Source organism: Allobosea sp. OAE752 (assembly GCF_050433265.1).
GTDB lineage: Bacteria > Pseudomonadota > Alphaproteobacteria > Rhizobiales > Beijerinckiaceae > Allobosea > Allobosea spartocytisi.
The window spans coordinates 846,439-869,304 of sequence record NZ_JBNPXO010000001.1; the positions used below are offsets into that span (position 1 = coordinate 846,439).

20 protein-coding genes are annotated in these 22,866 nt (G+C 67.3%); 9 read left to right on the forward strand and 11 right to left on the reverse strand.

What is annotated here, in order from left to right:
• Window positions 1-111: 111 nt before the first annotated feature.
• Both GGC47_RS03945 and GGC47_RS03950 read right to left on the reverse strand, forming a co-directional pair.
• Window positions 112-861: a UTRA domain-containing protein gene (locus GGC47_RS03945; protein ID WP_142020047.1), complete on the reverse strand. Its 750-nt coding sequence runs from the start codon at window positions 859-861 to the stop codon at window positions 112-114.
• A gap of 8 nt (window positions 862-869) precedes the next feature.
• Window positions 870-2,237: a formimidoylglutamate deiminase gene (locus GGC47_RS03950; protein WP_142020045.1), complete on the reverse strand. Its 1,368-nt coding sequence runs from the start codon at window positions 2,235-2,237 to the stop codon at window positions 870-872.
• A 127-nt stretch (window positions 2,238-2,364) separates the two neighbouring features.
• Between GGC47_RS03950 and hutI the strand changes: the two genes are divergently transcribed.
• From hutI to GGC47_RS03975, 5 genes are all read left to right on the forward strand, one after another.
• Window positions 2,365-3,573, forward strand: coding sequence for an imidazolonepropionase (gene hutI / locus GGC47_RS03955; RefSeq protein WP_142020536.1), 1,209 nt, complete (start codon window positions 2,365-2,367; stop codon window positions 3,571-3,573).
• A complete protein-coding gene (gene hutH, locus GGC47_RS03960) occupies window positions 3,570-5,102 on the forward strand; it encodes a histidine ammonia-lyase (protein WP_112762983.1) in 1,533 nt (510 codons plus the stop codon). The genes hutI and hutH overlap by 4 nt, the downstream gene beginning before the upstream one ends.
• Entirely contained in the window at window positions 5,099-5,908 is an 810-nt protein-coding gene (gene hutG / locus GGC47_RS03965; RefSeq protein WP_210245550.1) for an N-formylglutamate deformylase, read from the forward strand. The genes hutH and hutG overlap by 4 nt, the downstream gene beginning before the upstream one ends.
• A complete protein-coding gene (gene hutU / locus GGC47_RS03970; protein WP_142020041.1) occupies window positions 5,905-7,572 on the forward strand; it encodes a urocanate hydratase in 1,668 nt (555 codons plus the stop codon). The genes hutG and hutU overlap by 4 nt, the downstream gene beginning before the upstream one ends.
• Before the next feature lie 132 nt (window positions 7,573-7,704).
• Window positions 7,705-8,265, forward strand: a complete 561-nt coding sequence (locus GGC47_RS03975) for a HutD/Ves family protein (protein ID WP_142020039.1) — start codon at window positions 7,705-7,707, stop codon at window positions 8,263-8,265.
• 164 nt (window positions 8,266-8,429) lie between these two features.
• On the opposite strand, the gene GGC47_RS03980 is transcribed toward GGC47_RS03975, so the two are convergent.
• Entirely contained in the window at window positions 8,430-9,509 is a 1,080-nt protein-coding gene (locus GGC47_RS03980) for a citrate synthase/methylcitrate synthase (protein WP_142020037.1), read from the reverse strand.
• Between the two features lie 88 nt (window positions 9,510-9,597).
• Here GGC47_RS03980 and GGC47_RS03985 point away from each other — a divergent pair, with 88 nt between their 5' ends.
• Window positions 9,598-10,737 carry a citrate synthase family protein gene (locus GGC47_RS03985; RefSeq protein ID WP_142020035.1) on the forward strand — a complete coding sequence of 380 codons (1,140 nt, stop codon included), beginning with the start codon at window positions 9,598-9,600 and terminating at the stop codon, window positions 10,735-10,737.
• Here GGC47_RS03985 and GGC47_RS03990 read toward each other — a convergent pair.
• The 5 genes from GGC47_RS03990 to GGC47_RS04010 all read right to left on the reverse strand — a co-directional run bounded on the left by GGC47_RS03990 (window position 10,734) and on the right by GGC47_RS04010 (window position 15,322).
• Complete coding sequence (locus tag GGC47_RS03990) at window positions 10,734-11,975, reverse strand: class I SAM-dependent methyltransferase (RefSeq protein ID WP_465247588.1); 1,242 nt, start codon at window positions 11,973-11,975, stop codon at window positions 10,734-10,736. The genes GGC47_RS03985 and GGC47_RS03990 overlap by 4 nt on opposite strands.
• A 173-nt stretch (window positions 11,976-12,148) precedes the next feature.
• Entirely contained in the window at window positions 12,149-12,928 is a 780-nt protein-coding gene (locus GGC47_RS03995) for an ABC transporter ATP-binding protein (protein ID WP_185747771.1), read from the reverse strand.
• Window positions 12,925-13,698, reverse strand: a complete 774-nt coding sequence (locus GGC47_RS04000; protein ID WP_038360769.1) for an ABC transporter permease — start codon at window positions 13,696-13,698, stop codon at window positions 12,925-12,927. The genes GGC47_RS03995 and GGC47_RS04000 overlap by 4 nt, the downstream gene beginning before the upstream one ends.
• A complete protein-coding gene (locus GGC47_RS04005; protein ID WP_142020029.1) occupies window positions 13,695-14,207 on the reverse strand; it encodes a mismatch-specific DNA-glycosylase in 513 nt (170 codons plus the stop codon). The genes GGC47_RS04000 and GGC47_RS04005 overlap by 4 nt, the downstream gene beginning before the upstream one ends.
• Before the next feature lie 155 nt (window positions 14,208-14,362).
• Window positions 14,363-15,322, reverse strand: a complete 960-nt coding sequence (locus GGC47_RS04010; RefSeq protein ID WP_210245549.1) for an ABC transporter substrate-binding protein — start codon at window positions 15,320-15,322, stop codon at window positions 14,363-14,365.
• Between the two features lie 239 nt (window positions 15,323-15,561).
• Here GGC47_RS04010 and GGC47_RS04015 point away from each other — a divergent pair, with 239 nt between their 5' ends.
• Window positions 15,562-17,118 (forward strand): acetolactate synthase large subunit, encoded by a 1,557-nt coding sequence (locus GGC47_RS04015; RefSeq protein WP_142020025.1) that lies wholly within the window; start codon window positions 15,562-15,564, stop codon window positions 17,116-17,118.
• Between the two features lie 166 nt (window positions 17,119-17,284).
• Window positions 17,285-18,031, forward strand: a complete 747-nt coding sequence (locus GGC47_RS04020; protein WP_142020023.1) for an acetoacetate decarboxylase — start codon at window positions 17,285-17,287, stop codon at window positions 18,029-18,031.
• Window positions 18,032-18,098: 67 nt separating this feature from the next.
• On the opposite strand, the gene GGC47_RS04025 is transcribed toward GGC47_RS04020, so the two are convergent.
• The 3 genes from GGC47_RS04025 to GGC47_RS04035 form a co-directional block, all read right to left on the reverse strand.
• Window positions 18,099-19,145, reverse strand: a complete 1,047-nt coding sequence (locus tag GGC47_RS04025) for a histone deacetylase family protein (protein ID WP_142020021.1) — start codon at window positions 19,143-19,145, stop codon at window positions 18,099-18,101.
• Between the two features lie 122 nt (window positions 19,146-19,267).
• On the reverse strand, window positions 19,268-19,873 hold the full coding sequence (locus GGC47_RS04030) for a TetR/AcrR family transcriptional regulator (RefSeq protein WP_142020019.1): 606 nt from the start codon (window positions 19,871-19,873) through the stop codon (window positions 19,268-19,270).
• Window positions 19,870-21,048, reverse strand: a complete 1,179-nt coding sequence (locus tag GGC47_RS04035; RefSeq protein WP_142020017.1) for an acyl-CoA dehydrogenase family protein — start codon at window positions 21,046-21,048, stop codon at window positions 19,870-19,872. The genes GGC47_RS04030 and GGC47_RS04035 overlap by 4 nt, the downstream gene beginning before the upstream one ends.
• A 287-nt stretch (window positions 21,049-21,335) precedes the next feature.
• Here GGC47_RS04035 and GGC47_RS04040 point away from each other — a divergent pair, with 287 nt between their 5' ends.
• Entirely contained in the window at window positions 21,336-22,862 is a 1,527-nt protein-coding gene (locus GGC47_RS04040; RefSeq protein ID WP_142020534.1) for an acyl-CoA carboxylase subunit beta, read from the forward strand.
• Window positions 22,863-22,866: the final 4 nt, after the last annotated feature.

The window sequence follows — 22,866 nt, forward strand, 5'->3', positions numbered from 1 at the left end:
TTCGGTCCATCCCGGGACGGATACCCGTCTCATGAGACAAGGCCCGCCGGTCATGGCGGGCCTTTTTTATGACCGATGGCACCGACAAGGCCGCAGCGAATTCAACGCGTCCTAAACCTGGCCATAGGGGCCGAAACGCCCGATGAAGCGGTGCCTTGGACCGGGATAGAGCAGGCGTACCGCCGTCACCGGCCGGTCCTGGTTCCAGGTCCGGCGCTCGACGAGCAGGCAGGGCTCGCCGACCGCGATCTCGAGCAGGACGGCCTCGTCGCCCTGCGCGCCAACGGCGCTGATCGCATGCTCGGCCTGCGACCAGAGGCTGTGCTTGAGCAGCCAGTCGCCCGGCGGCGTCTGCCCGAAATCCTCCTCCGCCAGCCCCGCCACGGAAGCCGCGTGGATGACGCGCTCCTCCAGCACATGCGGCTTGCCGCCGGCACGATGCAGCACCACGAGATGGGTGACCTTGTCCGAGCGCTTCAAGCCGAAACGCTCGGCGACTTCGGGGGCGGGCCGGCCATCGCTGCGCGAAAGAACGTCATGGGCATAGGCCTGTCCAAGCTGCTCCACCTCCTCCGGGATCGAGAGGATGTCGAGCATGGCGTGGCTGGCGGGCGGGCTCGCGACGACGGTGCCCGAGCGGCGCCGGCGGATGATCAAACCCTCGCGGGCGAGTTGCACGAGCGCGCGGTGCACCGTCATCCGCGAGGCGCCGAGCTGTTCCATCAGGGCGTGCTCCGGCGGCACGCCGGTGCCCGGCGGCCATTCGCCACTGACCACCAGATCGCGGATCGCGCGCCGGATCTGATCGTAGACCGGCCCGGTGCCGTCCAGCTTCACCGCATCGAGCCGGGTTTCCGTCATCCTGTCCCCTATGCGGCTGCGAGCAGGCGCCGCATCACGCCGGCAAAGCGCACGCGCACCGAATCGCGGGCGATGTGCCGCCCCTCGGCGACGACACTCCTGCCACCGACGACGACATCGCGCAAAGGCAGTGCGTTGGCCGCGAAGATCGCGCTGTCGACCGCCTCCGCGCCTGCCCGGCCGACAAGCGCCGGATGATCGGTGTCGAGCGTGATGAAATCGGCGCGGTGTCCGGGCGCGATCCGCCCGATGGCCCGGCCGCAGGCCTGAGCCCCTCCGGCGCAGGCCGCCTGCCAGAGCGCCAGGCCCGTCGAAGCCTCCTCCTCCGCGAACAGCGCACGGCGGCGATCGCGCAGGCGCTGCGAATATTCGAGCTGGCGCAATTCGGAGCCGGCATCGATCTGGATGTTGGAATCGCTGCCGACGCCATAGGCGCCACCGGCCTGCGCGTAGCGGATGCCGTCGAAAATGCCGTCGCCGAGGCTGGATTCGGTGATCGGGCACAGGCCGGCCACCGCGCCGCTCAAGGCAATGCCGTCACGCTCGGCATCGCTCAGATGCGTCGCATGGACCAGGCACCAGCGCTGGTCGAGCGGGACCGTGTCCGTCAGCAATTCGACCGGGCGCCTGCCGGTGATCTTCAAGCTGGCCTCGACCTCGGGCACCTGCTCGGCGACATGGATATGGACGGGATCGTTCGGGCGCAGCGACGACACCCAGCCGAGATCGTCGAGCGCGACCGCGCGCAGCGAATGCGGGGCGACGCCGAGCCGCGCGTCCGGCAGGTCGCGGATCGCCACGGCACTGCCTTCCAGCAGGCGCTGATAGGCGTCGCGGTCATTGACGAAGCGGCGCTGGCCATGGACCGCGGGCGCCTGCCCGAAATTGCCGAAGCGATAGAGCACCGGCAGCAGGGTCAGGCCGAGGCCGGTTTCCGCCGCGGCTGAGGCAATCGCCTGCCCCATCGCCGCGATATTCGCATAGGGGCGGCCGTCCTTGTCGTGGTGCAGGTAGTGGAATTCCGCGAGCGCGGTGAAGCCGCCCTCCAGCATCTCGACGAAGGCCTGCGCCGCGATGGCCTGCACATCCTCGGGGTCGAGCCGGTCGAGGAAGCGATACATCACCTCGCGCCAGGTCCAGAAGGAATCCTCCGGCGCGCCGCGCCGCTCGGACAGTCCGGCCATGCCGCGCTGGAAGGCGTGGCTGTGCAGGTTCGGCATGCCCGGCAGCGCGATGCCGCGGAAATTCCGGCCGCCCGGCTCCGGCGGCGCCCCGGCCTCGACAGCCGTGATCACGCCCTGCTCCAGTGTCAATTTCACTTGGCTGGCAAAGCCTTCAGGCAAAAGAGCCTCGGCCAGATGCAGGGTCTCGGTCACCGCTTCGCTCCATCGGTCATTTGCATATGCAATTACACACTTGCCATTTGCATATGCAATTAGATAGCATACTCGCAGCCAAAGGATAGCGGGAGGACGCGACGTGGCGAAGGCGCCGGGCGAAACGCTGGCTTGCGACAAGCTCTGGACGAATGTGCGGCTGGCGACGATGTCGCTCAAGGTCGGCACACCCTACGGCGCCATCGAGGATGGCGTGATCGCGGCCCGCGACGGGCGCATCGTCTACGCAGGTTCGCGCAGAGAAGCTCCCGCCTTCCAGGCCATTGAGACCATCGATTGCGCGGGCCGCTGGATCACGCCGGGCCTGATCGATTGCCACACCCACCTCGTCTACGGCGGCGACCGGGCGCATGAATTCGAGCTTCGCCTGCAAGGCGCGACCTATGAGGAGATCGCGCGGGCCGGCGGCGGCATCCTCTCCACCGTCAAGGCGACGCGCGAGGCGAGCGAGGACACGCTCCTCGCCTCTGCCGATAAGCGCCTCGCCTCGCTGATGGCCGAGGGCGTCACCACCGTCGAGATCAAGTCCGGCTACGGGCTGGAGCAGCAGGCGGAGCTGAAGCAGTTACGCGTCGCGCGCCGGATCGGCCGCGAGCGGCCGGTCACCGTGCGCACCACCTTCCTCGGGGCGCATGCCGTGCCGCCGGAATATAAGGGCCGCTCGGGCGACTATGCCGCGCTCGTCGCAGGTCCCATGCTCGATGCCGTCGCGGCGGAAGGGCTGGCCGACGCCGTCGACGCCTTCTGCGAGGGCATCGCCTTCTCGCCGGAAGAGACCAGGACCGTGTTCGAGGCCGCCAAGGCCAAGGGCCTCGCGATCAAGGTGCATGCCGAGCAGTTGTCCAACCTGCATGGCGCCAAGCTCGCCGCCGAGATGGGTGCGCTCTCCGCCGACCATCTCGAATATCTCGACGAGGACGGCGTGATCGCCATGGCCAAGGCCGGCACGGTCGCGGTCGTGCTGCCCGGCGCCTTCTATTTCCTGCGCGAGACGCAGAAGCCGCCGATCGAGCTGATGCGCAAGCATGGCGCGGCAATCGCGCTCGCGACCGATGCCAATCCCGGCTCTTCGCCGCTGACCTCGCCTTTGCTCGTGCTCAACATGGCCTGCACGCTCTTCCGGATGACGCCGGAGGAGGCGCTGGCCGGCCTCACCCGAAATGCCGCGACCGCGCTCGGACTTCAGGACGAAATCGGCACGCTCGAAGCCGGCAAACGCTGCGATCTCGCGATCTGGGACATCGAACGCCCGGCCGAGCTCGCCTATCGCATCGGCTTCAACCCGCTTCACACCCGCATCTGGAACGGACAATGACCACGGTTTCGCTGAACCCGGGCGCAGCCCGCCTCACCGACTGGCGCGCCGTCCTCGACGGCGCCACGGCCGGCCTCGCCGGCGACAGCGCCAGCTCCATCGCGTCGGGGCAGAAGATCGTCGAGGAGATCGTCGCCGCCGGCACGGTGACCTATGGCGTCAACACCGGCTTCGGCAAGCTCGCCAGCGTGCGCATCGCCGATGCCGACCTCGCCAAGCTGCAGAGCAACCTGATCCTCTCCCATGCGGTCGGCACCGGCCCTGCCCTGCCCGACGGCGTGGTGCGGTTGCTGCTGGCGATGAAGGCGGCAAGCCTGGCACGCGGCGCCTCCGGCGTGCGGCCGGTGGTGATCGCGGCGCTGACCGGCGCGCTCAAGGCCGACGCCATGCCCGTCATCCCGGCCAAGGGTTCGGTCGGCGCCTCAGGCGACCTCGCCCCGCTCGCCCATATGACCGCGGCCCTGATGGGCTTCGGCGAGATCCGCCTGAAGGGCGAGACCCTGCCGGCGGCCGAGGCGCTGAAGCGCATCGGCCAGGCCCCGCTCGCGCTCGGCGCCAAGGAGGGCCTCGCGCTGATCAACGGCACGCAGGTCTCGACCACGCTCGCCATGACCGGCCTTGCGGCCATCGCCCGCGTCTTCGACGCCGCGCTCGTCGCCGGCGCGCTCTCGGTCGATGCGCTGAAGGGCTCCGACACGCCCTTCGACCCGCGCATCCAGACCCTGCGCGGGCAGCCCGGCCAGATCCGCGTCGCCAGAATCCTGCTCGAGCTGATCGCCGGCAGCGCGATCCGCGAGAGCCATCGCCATGGCGACAGCAAGGTGCAGGACCCGTATTCGCTGCGCTGCCAGCCGCAGGTCATGGGCGCGGTGCACGGCCTGCTCGGCAGCGTCGCGGCGACGCTCGGCATCGAGGCCAATGCCGTCACCGACAACCCGCTGGTGCTGGGGCCGGGCGAGATCGTCTCGGGCGGCAATTTCCACGCCGAGCCCGTCGCCTTCGCCGCCGACATGCTGGCGATGGGCGTCTGCGAGATCGGCAACCTCTCCGAGCGGCGCATGGCGCTGCTGGTCGACCCCGTCATGAGCGGGCTGCCGCCCTTCCTCGCCCGCGATGCCGGCTTGAACTCCGGTTTCATGATCGCGCAGGTGACGGCCGCGGCGCTTGCCTCCGAGAACAAGCAGAAGGCCTACCCCGCTTCGGTCGACACCATCCCCACCTCCGCCAACCAGGAGGACCATGTCTCGATGGCGACGCATGGTGCCTTCCGCCTGCTCGACATGGCCCGCAACGCCGCCAGCATCATCGGCGTCGAATTGATGGCGGCGGCGGAAGCGATCGAGCATCATCGCCCGCTCAAGACCAGCGCGCGGCTGGAACCGGTGCTCGCCCTGCTCCGCGACAAGATCGCGCCGCTGACCGAGGACCGTTACCTCGCCCCCGATCTCGCGGCAGCGACCGAGCTCGTGCTCTCAGGCGCCATCGGCAAGGCCGCCGGCCTCGACAGCTTTGCGGAGTTCGAGGCGTGACCACCAACATCGTCACCGTCACGCGGGGTTCCTCCCCGCTCATCCTCTCGATGCCGCATCCCGGGACCGCCCTGCCGCCGGAAATCGCGGAGGCGCTGAACCCGCGCGGCCGGCTGGTCGAGGATACCGACTGGCATATGCGCCGGCTCTACGGCTTCGCCGCGCCCTTCCAGCCCACCATCGTCGAGGCGCAGCTCTCGCGCTTCGTCATCGACCTCAACCGCGACCCGGCCGGCGTCTCGCTCTATCCGGGTCAGGCGACGACCGAGCTCGTGCCGAGCACGACCTTCGACGGCGCGCCGATCTGGCAGAATGCGCCGGATGCGAACGAGATCGAGCGGCGCAAGGTGGCCTATTTCCAGCCCTATCATCAGGCGCTGGCTGCCGAGATCGCGCGGGTGAAGGCCGAGCACGGCTATTGCGTGCTCTGGGACTGCCACTCGATCAAATCGGAGATCCCGCGCCTGTTCGAAGGCACACTGCCGACGCTGAATCTCGGCACGAATTCCGGCGAAAGCTGCGCACCCGGTGTCGAGCGGGCGGCCGTCGCCGCCATGGCCGGCCAGCCCTTCACGCAAATCCTCAACGGCCGCTTCAAGGGCGGCTGGATCACCCGCCATTACGGACGCCCCTTCGCGGGCGTCCATGCGCTGCAGATGGAGATCGCGCTCTCGGCCTATCTCACCGAGGAAGCCGCGCCCTGGGCCTTCGACGCGACGAAGGCCGCGAGCCTGCAGATTGCCTTGTTCGCCATCATCGAAGCCGCCCTCGGCGCGGCCGCTGCCCTCGAACGGAGCCGCTCATGACCCGCCTCGACAACACCCGCACCATCCGCGCCGCGACCGGCACCGAGCTCACCGCCAAGAGCTGGCTGACCGAGTCGCCTTTGCGCATGTTGATGAACAATCTCGACCCGGACGTCGCCGAGAATCCGCATGAGCTGGTCGTCTATGGCGGCATCGGCCGGGCCGCCCGCTCCTGGGAGGATTTCGACCGCATCGTCGCGGCGCTGCGCCAGCTCGAAGCCGACGAGACCCTGCTCGTCCAGTCCGGCAAGCCGGTCGGCGTGTTCCGCACGCATAAGGACGCGCCGCGCGTGCTGATCGCCAATTCCAACCTCGTGCCACACTGGGCGAACTGGGACCATTTCAACGAGCTCGATAAGAAGGGGCTCGCGATGTACGGCCAGATGACGGCCGGCTCCTGGATCTATATCGGCACACAGGGCATCGTGCAGGGCACCTACGAGACCTTCGTCGAGGCCGGTCGCCAGCACTATGGCGGCAACCTCAAGGGCAAATGGGTGCTGACCGGCGGCCTCGGCGGCATGGGCGGCGCGCAGCCGCTCGCCGCGGTGATGGCCGGCGCCTCCTGCCTTGCCGTCGAGTGCAACCCGGACTCGATCGATTTCCGCCTGCGCACCCGCTATCTCGACGAGAAGGCCGAGACGCTCGACGAGGCGCTGGAGATGATCGCCCGCTGGACCAAGAACGGCGAGGCGAAGTCGGTCGGCCTGCTCGGCAACTGCGCCGAGATCCTGCCCGAGATGGTCCGCCGCGGCATCCGCCCGGACATGATCACCGACCAGACCTCGGCCCATGACCCGATCAATGGCTACCTGCCCAAGGGCTGGACCATGGGCCAGTGGAAGCAGGCGCGCGAAGCCAATCCGAAATCCGTCGAGAAAGCGGCGCGCGCCTCGATGCGCGAGCATGTCGAGGCGATGATCGCCTTCCAGGAGATGGGCTTGCCCGTCTTCGACTACGGCAACAACATCCGCCAGGTCGCCAAGGATGAGGGGCTGGAGAACGCCTTCGCCTTCCCGGGCTTCGTGCCGGCCTATATCCGCCCGCTGTTCTGCCGTGGCATCGGCCCGTTCCGCTGGGCCGCCCTCTCGGGCGATCCGGAAGATATCTACAAGACCGACGCCAAGGTGAAGGAGCTGCTGCCCGACAACAAGCACCTGCATAACTGGCTCGACATGGCGCGCGAGCGCATCGCGTTCCAGGGCGTGCCGGCGCGCATCTGCTGGGTCGGCCTCGGCGACCGCCACCGACTCGGCCTCGCCTTCAACGAGATGGTCAAGAACGGTGAACTGAAGGCGCCGGTTGTGATCGGCCGCGACCATCTCGATTCCGGCTCGGTCGCCTCGCCGAACCGCGAGACCGAGGCGATGAAGGACGGCTCGGACGCGGTTTCCGACTGGCCGCTGCTCAACGCCCTGCTCAACACGGCGTCCGGCGCGACCTGGGTCTCGCTGCACCATGGCGGCGGCGTTGGCATGGGCTTCTCGCAGCATGCGGGCGTGGTGATCTGCGCGGATGGCACCGACGACGCGGCCGCCCGCCTCTCGCGCGTGCTCTGGAACGACCCGGCCACCGGCGTGATGCGCCATGCCGATGCCGGCTACGACATCGCGCTGGACTGCGCCCGCGAGAAGGGGCTCAATCTGCCGGGTATCCTGGGCTGAGCCCACCCGTCATTGCGAGCGCAGCGAAGCAATCCAAGGGCGGCAGCGCTCTACGTCCCCCTGGATTGCTTCGTCGCTTCGCTCCTCGCAATGACGGCGGTTGCGACGCGCTCACCTGTCAAGGATCACCTCATGCGCATCATCCGCGCCACCAATTGCAAGGTCATGCCGTGGAAGAACGGCGGCGGGACCACGACCGAAATCGCGGTCGCGCCTGAAGGCGCCTCGCTCGGTGATTTCGACTGGCGGATATCGATGGCGCATGTGGGCGCAGATGGTCCGTTCTCGTCCTTTCCCGGTATCGACCGGACGCTCTCGGTGCTGACCGGCAACGGCATCCGGCTGGCCTTCGGCGACGGCGAGACGGTTTCGCTCGACCGCGCGACGGCGCCGTTCTTTTTCGCCGCCGACCGGGCGGTGGATGGCGTTCTGGTCGACGGGGCGATCGACGATCTCAACGTGATGAGCCGGCGCGGCCGCTGGCGGCACCGGGTCGAGCGCTTGTCGGGTGAAGGTTCGCTCCTCGCGAGCGAAGGCCTGCTGGTGCTGGTCGCCCGCAAGGGCGACTGGCTGGTGAACGGCATGAGCTTAGCAGCCGGCGACAGCGCGATCCTCGACGCGCCGGGGCATGTCGAACTTGAGGTGAGCGGCAGTGAGGCAGAACTCTACGCCGTGTGGCTGACCGCATCATAGATAAGCGCGGGATCCCCTCTCCCGGATGGGAGAGGGGTAGGGGTGAGGGACCGCCGCTCATTATCGGAAGGCAACGGCACCGCTGCGGCTTTATCCGCAAGGGCAGGCCCTCATCCCTGCCCTTCTCCCACACGGGAGAAGGGTTCCCCGCGCCCTACCTGAACCTACGCCGCCTGGCGCGGCTGCGGGCCGACATAGACCGATTGCGGGCGGATCAGACGGCCTCCGGCGATCTGCTCCTTGGCATGGGCGAGCCAGCCCGTCGTCCGCCCCAGCGCGAAGACGCAGGTGAAGGAATCCGGCGTGAAGCCGAGCGCCTCCAGCAGGAGCGCGGTGTAGAACTCGACATTGGTCTCCAGCGTGCGGTTGGGCTTGCGCTCGCGCAGGATGGCGAGCGCCGCCTGCTCGACCGCCTCGGCCAGCGCGAGGCGCCCGCTATCGGCGCCGAGCCGGCGGATCGCGCCCTTCAACGCGTCAGCGCGCGGATCGCGGACGCGGTAGATCCGGTGGCCGAAGCCCATCAGCCGGTCGCCGCGGTCGAGCGCGGATTCCAGCCAGGTGCGGGCATTGGCGGGCGTGCCGATCGCATCGAGCATCTCGATGACCGGGCCAGGCGCGCCGCCATGGAGCGGCCCCTTCAACGCCCCGATGCCGGCCAGCACCGCCGAGACCAGCCCGGCGCGTGTCGAGGCGACGACGCGGGAGGCGAAGGTCGAGGCGTTGAGGCCGTGATCGGCGACCGTGACGAGGTAGGTGTCGAGCGCGGCCGCCTGCTGCTTGGTCGGCGCCTTGCCGGTCAGCATGCGCAGTGTGTCTGCGGCCTGCGACAGCGCCGGATCGGGTGCGACCGGCGCGAGCCCTTGCCGCAGACGCAGCGAGGCGGCCGTGAACACGGCCGGCGCCGCCAGCAGCCGCAGGACCGTGCCGGCGTCCTCACCATCGGGGATCAGCGCCGTCATCGCCCGGATCATCTCTACCGGTCCGAGCGTCACTGGGACGGCTGCCTTCTGAACGACCGTCTCGAACAAGTCCTGACGCGCCGCGCCGAGCGCCGCCGGCAGATCCTTCATCGCAGGCAGGTCCGGCACGAAGCCGTCAAGCATCAGCGCGGCCATTTCCTCGAAGGAGGTATGGCCGGCGAGTTCATCGAGGCTGTGGCCGCGCATCACCAGCCGGCCCGCCGCTCCATCGACTTCCGAGAGCACGGTATGGGCGGCAACGACATCTTCAAGGCCATCGGACATGGCGGTTCCCCTCAACATCTGAGGCCTTGAAGATTGATAGCTTCACCAGTAGAATCAATCTTGAACAATATAATCAATGTATTTTTCGATGACCGACTGGCTGACGGCGCAACAGGTGATGCAGCGGCTCGGGCTGAAGCCGCAGACGCTCTATGCCTATGTCAGCCGCGGGCTGATCGAGGCGCGCGGCGATGCGGGCGACTCGCGCCGTCGGCTCTACCGAGCCGAGGATGTGGCGCGGTTGGAGCATCGCAAGGCGCGGGGGCGGAAACCGGCGGCCATCGCAGAGGATGCGATCGCCTTCGGCGAGCCGATCCTGGCCTCGGGCATCGCCACGATCCAGCGCGGCAAGCTCTGGTATCGCGGGCAGGATGCGGAAAAGCTGGCCGAGATGGCGAAGCTGGAGGATGTCGCGCGGCTGCTCTGGGATTGCGGCTCGCAGCGCTTTCCGCCGCTGTTCACGATCGTGCCGGAGGCGCCGGCCCGGCAGCGCATGTTCGCGGTGATCGCCGCCCGCGCCGCCAGCGACCCGGCCATGGCCGGCCGGACGAAGAAGGCGCTTTATCTCGAGGCTGCCTCCGTCATCGACTCGCTCGTCGACGCCATCGCCGGGCGGCCGGGACAGGGGCCGATCCATCACCGGCTGGCGCTGGCCTGGGGCTGCGACGAACGCGGCGCCGATCTGATCCGCCGCGCACTCGTGCTGCTGGCCGACCACGAGCTCAACGCCTCGACCTTCTCCGTCCGGGTCGCGGCCTCGACGCGCGCTTCGCTGGCCGCCTGCATCTTGGCGGGGCTCGCGACGCTGTCCGGGCCGCTGCATGGCGGGATGACGCCGCGCGTCCTCGGACTGATGCGCGAGATCGCAAGCGAAGGCGTGGAAATGGCGGTCTCGGCGCGGCTGGCGACCGGCATGCCCCTGCCCGGCTTCGGCCATCCTCTTTACCCCGATGGCGATGCGCGGGCGCGGGCGCTGCTCACGGCCTTCTCGCTACCACCGGCCTATGAGGAGACGCGCCGGGCCGTCACGGCGCTGACCGGCGAGGAGCCGAATATCGATTTCGTACTGACGGCGATTGCGAGCGAACTCGGACTCGCCCCGGATGTATCCTTCCAGATCTTCGCCGCCGCGCGCTGCGCCGGCTGGATCGCGCATGCGCTGGAACAGGGCGAGACCGGACGATTGATCCGGCCTCGCGCCCGCTATGTCGGGCCGGAGCCGGGCTAGGCCGGCTCGGCAACCTTCGCCTGCGCAGGCTTGCGCCCAAGCTCGCCCTCGCGCTCTTCGATATAGCCGCGCGTGATCGGCAGGCCGTCGAGCTTTTTCGCGAGCTGGAACTGGAACACCACCAGATCGTCGTGCCGGAAGCTCGCTTCGGAGGCGGCGAGATAGAACTCCCACATCCGGGCGAAGCGCTCGTCATACATCGCCACCGCCTCGTCGCGCCGGGCGAGGAAGTTCTCGCGCCACACCTTCAGCGTCTCGGCATAATGCAGGCGCAGCACCTCGACATCGGTGATGACGAGCCCTTCCTTCTCGACTGCGGCCGAAACCTCCGACATGGCGGGGATATAGCCGCCCGGAAAGATGTATTTGGCGATGAAGGGGTTGGTCGCGCCCGGCGGCGAGCTGCGGCCGATCGTGTGGATCAGCGCGACACCATCATCGGTCAGCAATTCGCGGACCTTGCGGAAATAGTCGCGGTAATAGCCGACGCCGACATGCTCGAACATGCCGACCGAAACGATGCGGTCGAAGCTCTCGGTCAGGTGACGATAGTCCTGCAAGCGGAACTCGACGGGCAGGCCGGATTCTGCGCCCCGATGCTTCGCGATGGCGAGCTGCTCCTCCGAGAGCGTGATGCCGGTGACGGAGGCGCCGGTTTCGCCGGCGATCGAGAGCGCCATGCCGCCCCAGCCGCAACCGATATCGAGCACGCGCTGGCCCGGCTGCAGATCGAGCTTGCCCATGATGTGGCGCTTCTTGGCAAGCTGCGCCTCGGCAAGCGTCATCTCCGGCCGCGCGAAATAGGCGCAGGAGTACTGCATGTCCGGATCGAGGAAGAGCTTGAAGAAATCGCTCTTCAGATCGTAGTGGTGCGCGACATTCCGCTTCGCCAGTGTCGGCGTATTGTGCTGGTGGAAGCGGCGCACTGCCGTCCGCAGGCCGTCGAGCGTCTTGCCCCAGCCTTGCGGGCGCGCCTTGTGCACCGCGGTCACCAGCGCATCGAGCAGATCGTAGAGCGAGCCCTGCTCGACGACGACGCGCCCGTCCATCACCGCCTCGCCCAAAGCGAGCTCGGGATTGAGCGCGAGCTTGAGTTCCGTAGGCGTGTCAACAATCCGCATCCGCAATCGCGGTGCGCAACCTCGCCCGACGGATTGCAACGTTCCATCGGGGAAAACCACATCGATCCGCGGCTCGATCGCCAGCCGCGACAGCATTCTTGCAACCAGTGAACGCATTGGCCCCACCATTGGCAGTGCCCCCTTGTTGTTCAAAAGATGGCAAGCGAAATTGTCGCCGTAACTCCATTTGCGCGCAAGGCTGCCCCTCGCCTGCGTCATGACAGCGCAGGCAAAGCACACACATCACGCAAGGAAAGCATAGCCACCTCAACCGCTGGTAGTGCTCTCGCTCAGGGATCGGCCGCGATGACCTCAGCCCGGATCTCCTCGACGAGTCGCTCCTTCAGCGCGACGAATTCCGGCGTCGTCTTGATGGTGTACGGCCTTGGATGCGGCAGATCGACCGCGATATCGGCCTTGATCCGCCCTGGCCGCGCGCTCATCACCACGACGCGCGAGCCGACGAAGATCGCCTCCTCGATGTCGTGGGTGACGAAGAGCACCGTCTTCCGCTCGCGCTCCCAGATGCCGAGCAGCATTTCCTGCATCAGGGCGCGGGTCTGGTTGTCGAGCGCGCCGAAGGGCTCGTCGAGCAGGAGGATTTTCGGATCGTTGGCGAGCGCGCGGGCAATCGCCGTGCGCTGCTGCATGCCGCCCGAGAGCTGCTTCGGGAAGTGGTCCACGAAACTAGAAAGCCCGACGCGCACCGCCCAGTCGCGCGCGATCTTCATGCGCTCCGCGACCGGCACGCCCTTCTCGCGCAGGCCGAAGGCGATGTTCTGCTGCACCGTCAGCCAGGGGAAGAGCGTGTAACTCTGGAAGACGAAGCCGCGATCGGCGCCCGGCCCCGCGACGGGCGCGCCATCGAGCAGGATGCGGCCCTCGCTCGCCGTCTCCAGCCCGCCGATGATGCGCAGCAAGGTCGACTTGCCGCAGCCGGAGGGGCCGAGGATGGTGATGAAGTCATTGTCGGCCACATTGAGCGAGGTGGGCATCAGCGCCCGCGTCGGCTCGCCTCCGCGCTGCGCGGGGAAGACCTTGCCGACCTTGTCGATGACGAGCTTGCTCACAGCTTGGCCCACGGAAACAGGCGCTGGTTGACCGCCTTGAACAGGAAATCCGAGATCAGGCCGATCAACCCGATGACGATGATGCCGAAGATGATCTGCCCGGTGTTGAGCAGTGCCTGGCTGTCGGTGATCATGTGGCCGATGCCGGAGGACGAGCCGATCAATTCGGCGACGATGACATAGGTCCAGGCCCAGCCGAGAACGAGGCGGAAGATCTCGGCGATCTGCGGCGCCGCGTTCGGCAGCAGCACGCGGCGCACCACCGAGCGGTCGCTGGCGCCGAGCGTATAGGCGGCATCGACCAGATCGCGCCGGACCCCGCCGACCGCCACCGCGATCATCAGGATGAGCTGGAAGACCGAGCCGAGGAAGATGACGAGGAGCTTCTGCGTTTCGCCGATGCCGGCCCAGAGGATGAGCAGCGGAATGAAGGCCGAGGCCGGCAGATAGCGCGCGAAGGAGACGAAGGGTTCGAGGAACGCCTCGATCGGCTTGTAGGCGCCCATCAGGATGCCGAGCGGCAGCGCCACCACCGCCGCGATGACGAAGCCACCGACGACGCGCCAGATCGTCATCATGATGTCGAAGCTGAAGCCGTAGCGCGTCATCAGGCTCCAGCCCTCGCCGACCATGGTCAGCGGATCGGCCAGGAAGAGCCGCTGGACATAGCCGCCGAAGGTCGCGACCGACCAGAGCGCGACGAAGAGCGCGAAGAAGGCGAGGCCGTAGCCGACGCGCGCGCCGCCTGAGACGGGTCTGAGCGGTTTCATGGGGTTTCGGTTCCGGTCATGGCGCGCGCCAGATCTTTCCAGGGTTCGATCGACCAGAAGCCGGCGGCCGCGCCGGAGGTCGAGGGCAGGATGAAAATGCCCGAACCGGCGAAGGTGCCGGGCTGCAGGCCATAGGCAATTGAACCGGCAGCCGCTCCCAGCGCCGCCTGCGCCGCACGCTTTCCGTTGAAGGCGACATAACGCGGGCGATGGGCGGCGATCCGCGCACGCAGCCCTTCTGCATCGAAATGGGCGCCGCGCAAGGCCGAATCCGGCCCCGATGTCAGCTTGGCGACATCGGTGAGGCCGATGCCGTAGCGCGGCAGCTCCCGGAAACGCTCCGGGGCGAGCCGTTCCGGAATCAGCCCGATCTCGTGGATGACGCTCCAGAACTTGTTGCCCGGCCCGGCATAGTAGGCACCGCGCGCCGCCGAGACGGCGCCGGCCTGCGTGCCGCAGAAGACGACGCGCAGATCGGGTTCGAGCACGTCGGGCAACACCGGCGGCATTCGTTGTTCAGGGCGTGATGTCTTCCGCGATAACCGCGCCGTCATTCCGGGCTTGCCCCGGAATCCATCCTAGAGCGCCGAGCCCTCCGATGGATTCCGGATCTGCGCTGCTGCGCAGCTTGTCCGGAATGACGGTCGTGGTTCCGCTTCATCCTTCACTTGCCTTCGACGAACTTCGTATCGACCAGCGTGGCCAGATCGGGCTTGGCCTTGATCAGGCCGATCTCCAACAGCAGATCTGCGGCCTTGGCGTTGAAGGCCTGCCAGTCGCCGGCGAAGAACTTCCGGTTCCCCTCGGCATCCGACCAGCGCAGATAGGCCGCCGATTTGCCGAACTGCTCGCCGGTCTGCTTCACATCCGCGCCCATGATCTCATAGGCCTTGGCCTGATCGCTCTTGATCATCGCCACGGCCTCGAAATAGCTCTTGGTCAGCGCAGCCGCAGCCTTCTCGTCGGCGAGGAAGGCCGGGGTGCAGCCGAAGGTGTCCATCACCATCGGATAGTCGAGGGTGGTGGCGATGATCTTGCCAGCATCGGGCTTGTCGCGCACGGCCGAGAGATAGGGCTCATAGGTCAGCGCCGCGTCGTTCTGGCCGGCGATGAAGGCCTGCGCCGCCGGACCCGGCTCCATGTTGACGACATTCACATCCTTCACGGAGAGGCCGTTCTCCTTGAGCATCCAGGCCAGGGCGAAATAGGGCGAGGTACCCGGCGCCGAGGCCGCGACCGTCTTGCCCTTCAGATCCTTGATCGAGGCCGTGGTGTTGCGCGTCACCATGCCGTCGGCGCCGTAGCTCTTGTCGAGCTGGAAGATCTGCTTCGTCTTGATGCCGGCGGCGTCCCAGACCAGCCAGGTCTCGACCGTGGTCGCGGCGCACTGGATGTCGCCGGAGGCGATGGCGAGGTGGCGGTCCTTCTGCGGGATCTTCTTGATGGTCACGTCGAGACCGTTCTTGGCGAAGATGCCGGCCTCCTTGGCGAGCACCAGCGGCGCGAAGCCGGTCCAGCCGGAAATGCCGATCGCGACCTTCGTCTGCGCCTGGGCCGCGCCCGCCGCCAGGAGAGTAGCGAGGCCGAAGCCGAGGCCGGCACTGACGCGCTTGAAGACTGCCATGGTGGAAACCCTTCCCCTGCTTTTTGACTGACCCGTCATCCACGACGCCAGAGCTCGCGGCCGGATGCAACCTTCGTTCCAAATCAGGTTAAATGCCTATGCAAAACCGTCAAGCCGCCGATCACAGCCGCTTGGGGAAGCCATGACATTCTCTCGTTTGACACAGGCTGCGCAATTTCCTCCCCTCACCGTCCGAGGCGCATCGCCTCTGTTCTCTTCCAGCCTTCGAGGTTTCCGGGATGAATGGCGCCGACCGCCTTTGCGACACGCTGCTGGTCAACGATGTCGATGTCTGTTTCGCCAATCCCGGCACCTCGGAGATGCATTTCGTGGCGGCGCTCGACCGCAAGCCGCAGATGCGCTGCGTGCTCGGCCTGTTCGAGGGCGTGGTGACCGGCGCCGCCGATGGCTATGCCCGCATGGCCGACAAGCCGGCCGCCACCTTGCTGCATTGCGGGCCGGGCATGGCGAACGCGCTCGCCAACATGCACAATGCCAGGCGCGCCCGCACGCCGATGATCAACGTCGTCGGCGATCACGCCACCTACCACCTCGTCCATGATGCGCCGCTGACCAGCGACATCGAATCGCTGGCGCATCCGATGTCGCATTTCGTGCGCCGCATCGCTTCGGCCGAGGATGTCGGCCCGGCGATCGAGGAAGCCTATGTCGCCTCGCTGACGCTGCCGGGCGTCACCACCGTCATCCTGCCGGCCGATTGCGCCTGGAACAGCGTCGAGCCCGCCGCGCTGAAGCCGGTTAAGCTGCCGGCGCTGAAGAGCGTCGATTCAGCGGTGATCCGCGAGGTCGCGGCCGGCCTGCGCCAGCATGGGGCACGCGCCGCGATCATGCTGACGGGCCTCGCTTTGCGCGAGAAGCCGATGGAAATGGCCGCACGCATCTGCGCCGCGACGGGCGCGCAGATATTCGCCCAGATGTCGAACGGGCGCATCCAGCGCGGCGCCGGCCGCGTCGCGATCCCCAAGATCCATTATCCCATCGACAAGGCGCTCGAGCAGCTCAAGGACGTCGACTATCTCGTGCTGGTCGGCGCGCAGACTCCCGTCGGCTTCTTCGCCTATCCGGGCAAGCCGGGCCGGCTCGTCCATGACGGTTGCGAAGTCACGGCGCTGGCGCAGCCCGGCGACGATCTGCCTGCCGCGATCACCGCTCTCGCCGAGGAGATGGGCGCGACGAAGACGGCGCCGGCCTTCATCGCGCCGCCGCGCAAGGAGCAGCCCGGCCTGCCGACCGGCCCGCTCGATGCCGACAAGGTCTGCAGCATCGTTTCGACGCTGTTGCCGGAGAACTGCATCATCTGCGACGAGTCGGTGTCCTCCGGCCGGATGTTCTATTTCGACTGCCACAGCGCGCCGCAGCACGACTATATCCAGCTCACCGGCGGGGCGATCGGCGAAGGCATTCCGCTCGCCGTCGGCGCGGCCGTGGCCTGCCCCGACCGCAAGGTCATCGGCATGCAGGCCGATGGCTCCGGCATGTACACGGTGCAGGGGCTATGGACGCAGGCCCGCGAGAATCTCGACATCGTCACCGTCGTCTTCGCCAACCGGACCTACCAGATCCTGCATGGCGAGATGCGCGCCGTCGGCGTCAATGATTTCGGCCGCAACGCCACGCAGATGCTCAATATCGACGAGCCGGCGCTGGATTGGGTGATGATGGCCAAGGGCATGGGCGTGGAAGCCGCCCGCGCCACCACGGCCGAGGAGTTCACCAGCCTGTTCAAGGCCGCGCTGGCCAAGAAGGGGCCGTTCCTGATCGAGGCGGCGATCTGAGAGGCCGTTCGAGAAACACGCCCTTCACCCCCAACAACAGGTCTCGGGGTGGAGGGCCATCTTTGCGCGAGCCGTGAGGAAAGGCTTCCCGTTTCGTCCGGTCACCATCAATCTGTCGCAGTGCCCCTGCCAGAGTTGCGGCTGATTTCGAGAAGGAGCGACCAGCATGAACCGGGACGAGATCCTCAAAGCGCCGTCGATGCCGGTCTTCAGCCCGAGCTACCCGCATCCGCCGAACCGCTTCATCAAGCGCGAATACCTCATCATCACCTATGAAACCGACCCGGAGGTGATCCGCGCGGCGCTGCCCGAGCCGCTTGAGCCCGCGCCCGGCAACCTCGTCTTCTACGAGTGGATGAAAATGCCGGATTCGTCCGGTTTCGGCGATTACGAGGAAAGCGGCACCGGCATCCGCGCGCTCTACAAGGACGAGCCCTGCAACTTCTCCGTCCAGATGTATCTCGACGACGAGCCGCCCATCACCGGCGGACGCGAGATCTGGGGCTTTCCCAAGAAATACGGCGTGCCGCGGCTCAAGGTCATGAAGGACACGCTGACCGGCACGCTGCACTATGATGGCGAGCGCGTGGCCATGGGCACGATGACCTACAAGCACCGCAGCCTCGAGGACCAGCTCGACAAGGTTCGCGACGGCATCGCCGGCCTGAACGTCAACCTGAAGCTGCTTCCCGATGTCGACGGCTCGCCGAAAATCGCGCAGCTCGTCGGCTATAACCTCACCGACATCACCGTGCATGGTGCCTGGGAGGGCGAGGCAAGGCTACACCTCATCCCTCACGTCAATTGCCGGGTCGCCGATTTTCCGGTGCGCCGGATCGTGAGCGCCCGCCACCAGGTCGTCGACTTCACCTTGCCCTATGGCCGGGTGCTGCACGACTACCTGGCGACGTGACGCCGGCGCTTGGTCCTCAGGCATCGGCTTTTCCCGAAAACCGCATGCCACTTTTCGGGCCGATGCTCTAGCGAGCGAACTCACCCAGGAACGCGTCGAGGCAGTCGCCGATCGCCTCGATGGCGTAGCCGCCCTCCTGCACGACCAGCGTCGGCAGGCCGAAGCCCTTCACCTGCCGACCAATCGTGCCGAAATCGCTCGCTTCCAGCTTCAGCACGCCGATCGGGTCGTCCTTGTGGGCGTCGTAGCCGAGCGCGACCACCAGCACCTCGGCGCCGAATTCGCGGATCGCCCTGCCGGCGCGGTCGACCGCCGCCTGCATCTCCGCCCCGCCCGCGCCATGCGCCAGCGGCAGGTTGAGGTTGAAGCCCTCGCCCGGGCCATTGCCGCGCTCGTCGTCATAGCCGGTGTAGAAGGGATAATAGTTCGCCGGGTCGGCATGGACCGAGATCGTCAGCACATCGTCGCGGCGATAGAAGATCTGCTGCGTGCCGTCGCCGTGATGGGCATCGACATCGAGGATCGCGACCTTGCCGAATGTCGAGCGCAGGCGCTGGGCGGCAATCGCCGTGTTGTTGACGTAGCAGAAGCCCGAGGCGCGATCGGCGCGGGCATGATGGCCGGACGGACGGCACAGCGAATAAACCGCGCGCTCGCCGGCAAGGATCGCGTCGGCGCCGGACACGGCGGTCTCGGATGAGCGCAAGGTCGAATGCCAGCAATGCTCGCCGATCGGCACCGAGAGATCGCCGAGATACCAGCCGAGCTGGCCGATGAAGCCGGTCGGGCGGCAGGGCGGGCGGACATCTTCGTCCGGACGCCCGCTCCAATAAGGGAAGGTGTTCGGCCAGACCTCCGGACCGCGCTCCGACGGAAGCTCCTGCCAGCGCCGCCAGGCACTCTGCAGGAAATCGACGAAGCCCTCGTCATGGATCTTCAGGATCGGCTCGACGCCATGCTCCGCCGGCCGCTCCGGCGTGATGCCATGCTTCGCCAGTGCGCCGAGCAGCTTTTCCGTCCGTTCCGGCAGGTCCTTGGGCGCGACGACCTTGCCGAAGCGCATATATTGCTGGGGATCATGGAGCGCCTGGTCGGGGTGGTAGAAGGCACGCATCGGCTGGCAAATCCTCTAGGCTGAGCCGCCTCGACAGCGGCGGTCACGCCGCCATCGTAGCAACCTGCCCGGGCATCGCCAGTCGTTCCGCGCCGGCCGCCCCTGCGTTGGGGACGAAACGCTCAAGCGCCCGCAGGCGAGATCAGTGCCGCGAATTCGCGCGCCAGCGTCGCGATGTCGTGGCGCTCCGGCCGGTACCAATCCGTCGAGCCGTTGAGGGCGCCGAGCAGGAAATTGCGCAGGACGTCCGGAGCGCGCTCCGCCGGCAGCGCACCAGCCTGCTGCAGTTCGGCGATCAGGCGCCGCCAGACCTCCTCATAGGCGCGGCGCACGGCGCGCACGCTGTCGGGTGCCGGCACAGCGCCGAAATTGAAGACCTTGATGCTGGCGGAGGTGTAATCGCCATGGCCATGCAGCGCCGCGAGATGCCCGCGGATCGCCGCCTCCAGCCGCACGCTGGGAGCCGCGCTTTCCGTCTCAGCCAATGCGGCGACGACACCCTCGTGCACAAAGCGGACGCCGTCATTCACCACCGCCTCGACGATCTCCTCCTTCGAGGCGAAGTGGTAGTAGAGGCTCGCCTTGCGGATGCCGACGGCCTCGGCGATCTCGCGCAAGGTCGTCTGGTGGTAGCCGCCATTGCGCAGCAGCCGCGCGGCGTGGTCGAGGATCTGGCGGCGCGAGCCGCCCTCGGCCCGGGTCGCGTCCTTGTCCGCCGCGACACTCACAGCCGCTTCGCGACCTCTTCGAGCATCACCTCGGTGGCGCCGCCGCCGATGGACTGGACGCGGGCGTCGCGGGTCATGCGCTCGATCGCGCTTTCGCGCATATAGCCCATCCCACCGTGGAACTGCAGGCAGTCATACATGACATCGTTGACCAGCTCGCCGCAGTAGGCCTTGACCATCGAGACTTCACGGGTGGCGTCGAAGCCCTGCGCATCCAGCCAGGCGGCGTGGTAGACGAGCTGGCGCCCGGCCTCGACCTTGCCGGCGAGCTCGGCGAGGCGCTGGCGGATCGCCTGCTTCTCCCAAAGCGGCGCGCCAAACGCTTTTCGCGTCTTCACATAGTCCAGCGTCAGGTCGATCGCAGCCTGCGACTCGCCGATCGCCATGGCGCCGATGACCGTGCGCTCGTTCTGGAAGTTGCTCATGATCGCGTAGAAGCCGCGCCCCTCCTGCCCGAGCAGGTTTTCGGCCGGCACGCGGCAATCGACGAAGGAGAGCTCGGCGGTATCCGAGGAGCGCCAGCCATGCTTGTCGAGCGCACGCGAGACCGTGAAGCCGGGCGTGCCTTTCTCGACGAGGAAGATGGAGACCGATTGCGAGGGCTTAGCCGCCGGGTCGGTCTTGGCTGCAACGCAGTAGAGATCGGCATGGACGCCGTTGGTGATGAACATCTTGGCGCCGTTGAGGATGTAATGGTCGCCCTCGCGCCGCGCGGTGGTGCGGATGCCCTTCACATCCGAGCCTGCATCGGGCTCGGTGACGGCGACCGCGACGATCTTCTCGCCGGCGATGATGGCCGGGAGGTACTTGTCCCTCTGCGCCTTGCTGCCGGCATTGGCGATGTGGACCGAGGCCATGTCGGTGTGGACCAGTGCGGTGATGGCGACGCCCGAGAAGGTCGAGCGCCCCAGCTCCTCCGCCAGCACCACCGTCGCGAGCGTGTCCATCTCCGAGCCGCCATACTCCGCCGGGTAGCGGATGCCGAAGAAGCCGAGCGCGCCCATCTTTCTGAGCACCTCGCGCGGGACGAAGCCGTCCTCCTCCCATTTCAGGGCGTGCGGCTTGATCTCGGCCTCGACGAAGCGGCGGACCTGATCGCGCAGCGCCTCGTGCTCCTCGGTGAAATAGGGCGAACGACGGGCGCCTTCGCCTGCAAGTTTCTCGACGGCCGACATGGCTTCCTCCCTGCTTGACCGCAGCGCCGCGATCTGACTACCTACCGGACGGTAGGTGAATGTCGCAGCGAGATCAAGCCGCGGCATTCACCTTGGATCGACGGCCCCGTCATTCCGGACAAGCCGCGACAGCGGCGCCGATCCGGAATCCATCGTAGCGCACAATGCCCTTCGATGGATTCCGGGCCTCCGCTTCGCTGCGCCCGGAATGACGGCGACCTTGGAGGAGTGCGTCCGTGCCTGAAACAGCATCGCAAACCGCGACACCCCCTCCCCCGCTCTCAGCCATGCTGGAGACGTTGCGCCAGCGGCACGGCCTCGTCGCGCAGGGCGGCGGCGAAAAGTTGCGCGCGCGGCATGAATCCCGCGGCAAGATCATGGTGCGCGAGCGCATCGACCTCTTGCTCGACCCGCAGACGCCCTTCCTCGAACTCTCGCCGCTCGCGGCCTACGGGCTCTATGGCAACGAGGTGCCGGGCGCCGGCATCGTCACCGGCATCGGCATCGTGCAGGGCCGCGCCTGCATGCTGATCGCCAATGACGCGACGGTGAAGGGCGGCTCCTTCTTCGCCGAGACGGTGCGGAAGCACCTCCGAGCACAGGAGATCGCCGGGGAGCATCGCCTGCCCTGCCTCTATCTCGTCGATTGCGGCGGCGCCTTCCTGCCGGAGCAGGACCGCGTTTTCCCGGATCGCGACCATTTCGGCGGCTCCTTCTACAACCAGTGCCGGATGTCGGCGGCGGGCATCCCGCAGATCTCGATCGTCTTCGGCGGCGCGACGGCAGGCGGCGCCTATATTCCGGCACTCTCCGACCAGGTGATCATGGTCAAGGGCACCGGCCGCATCCATCTCGGCGGCCCGCCGATCGTGAAGGCGGCGATCCACGAGGTCGTCGATGGCGAGACGCTGGGGGGAGCGGAGATGCACACGCTGGTCTCCGGCGTCAGCGACCACCTCGTCCAGACCGAGATGGAGGGGTTGGCGAAGCTGCGCGAGATCGTTGGGGCGCTGGGCGAGATCGGCAAGGTCACGCCGCCGCCGCAGGCTCCCGCTGCACCGAAGCTCGACGCGGCTGAACTCACCGACATCGTGCCGACCGATCTGCGCCGGCCCTATGACGTCCGCGAGGTGATCGCGCGCATGGTCGACGACAGCGCCTTCAGCGCCTTCAAGCCGGATTACGGCGCAACCCTCGTCACCGGCTTCGCCCATATCCACGGCTATCCAGTCGGCATCCTCGCCAATAATGGCGTGCTGTTCTCGGAAAGCGCGATCAAGGGCGCGCATTTCATAGAACTCTGCGACCAGCGCCAGATCCCGCTCCTGTTCCTGCAGAACATCACCGGCTTCATGGTCGGCACCGAGGCCGAGCGTGGCGGCATCGCCAAGCATTCGGCCAAGCTCGTCTATGCCGTCTCGAATGCGCGGGTGCCGAAATACACTGTGCTGATCGGCGGTTCATATGGCGCCGGCAATTACGGCATGTGCGGTCGCGGCTTCAGGCCCCGCTTCCTGTTCTCCTGGCCCAATGCCCGCATCGCAACGATGAGCCCGGAGGTCGCAGCAACCGTGGTGACGGAGCTGCGCCGGCAATCGCTCAAGGGGGCGGCCGACGAAGCGGCCATCGCCGATCTCGACAGGCGCACCCGCGCCCAGTTCGAGGAGCAAAGCGACCCCTATTACGCGACCGCCCGGCTCTGGGACGACGGCATCATCGAGCCCGCGCAGACGCGCGACGTGCTCGGCCTGTGCCTCGCGCTCTCGGCTGGCGAGACGCGCGATACCGGCCCGCGGCCGGTCTACCGGATGTGAGCGG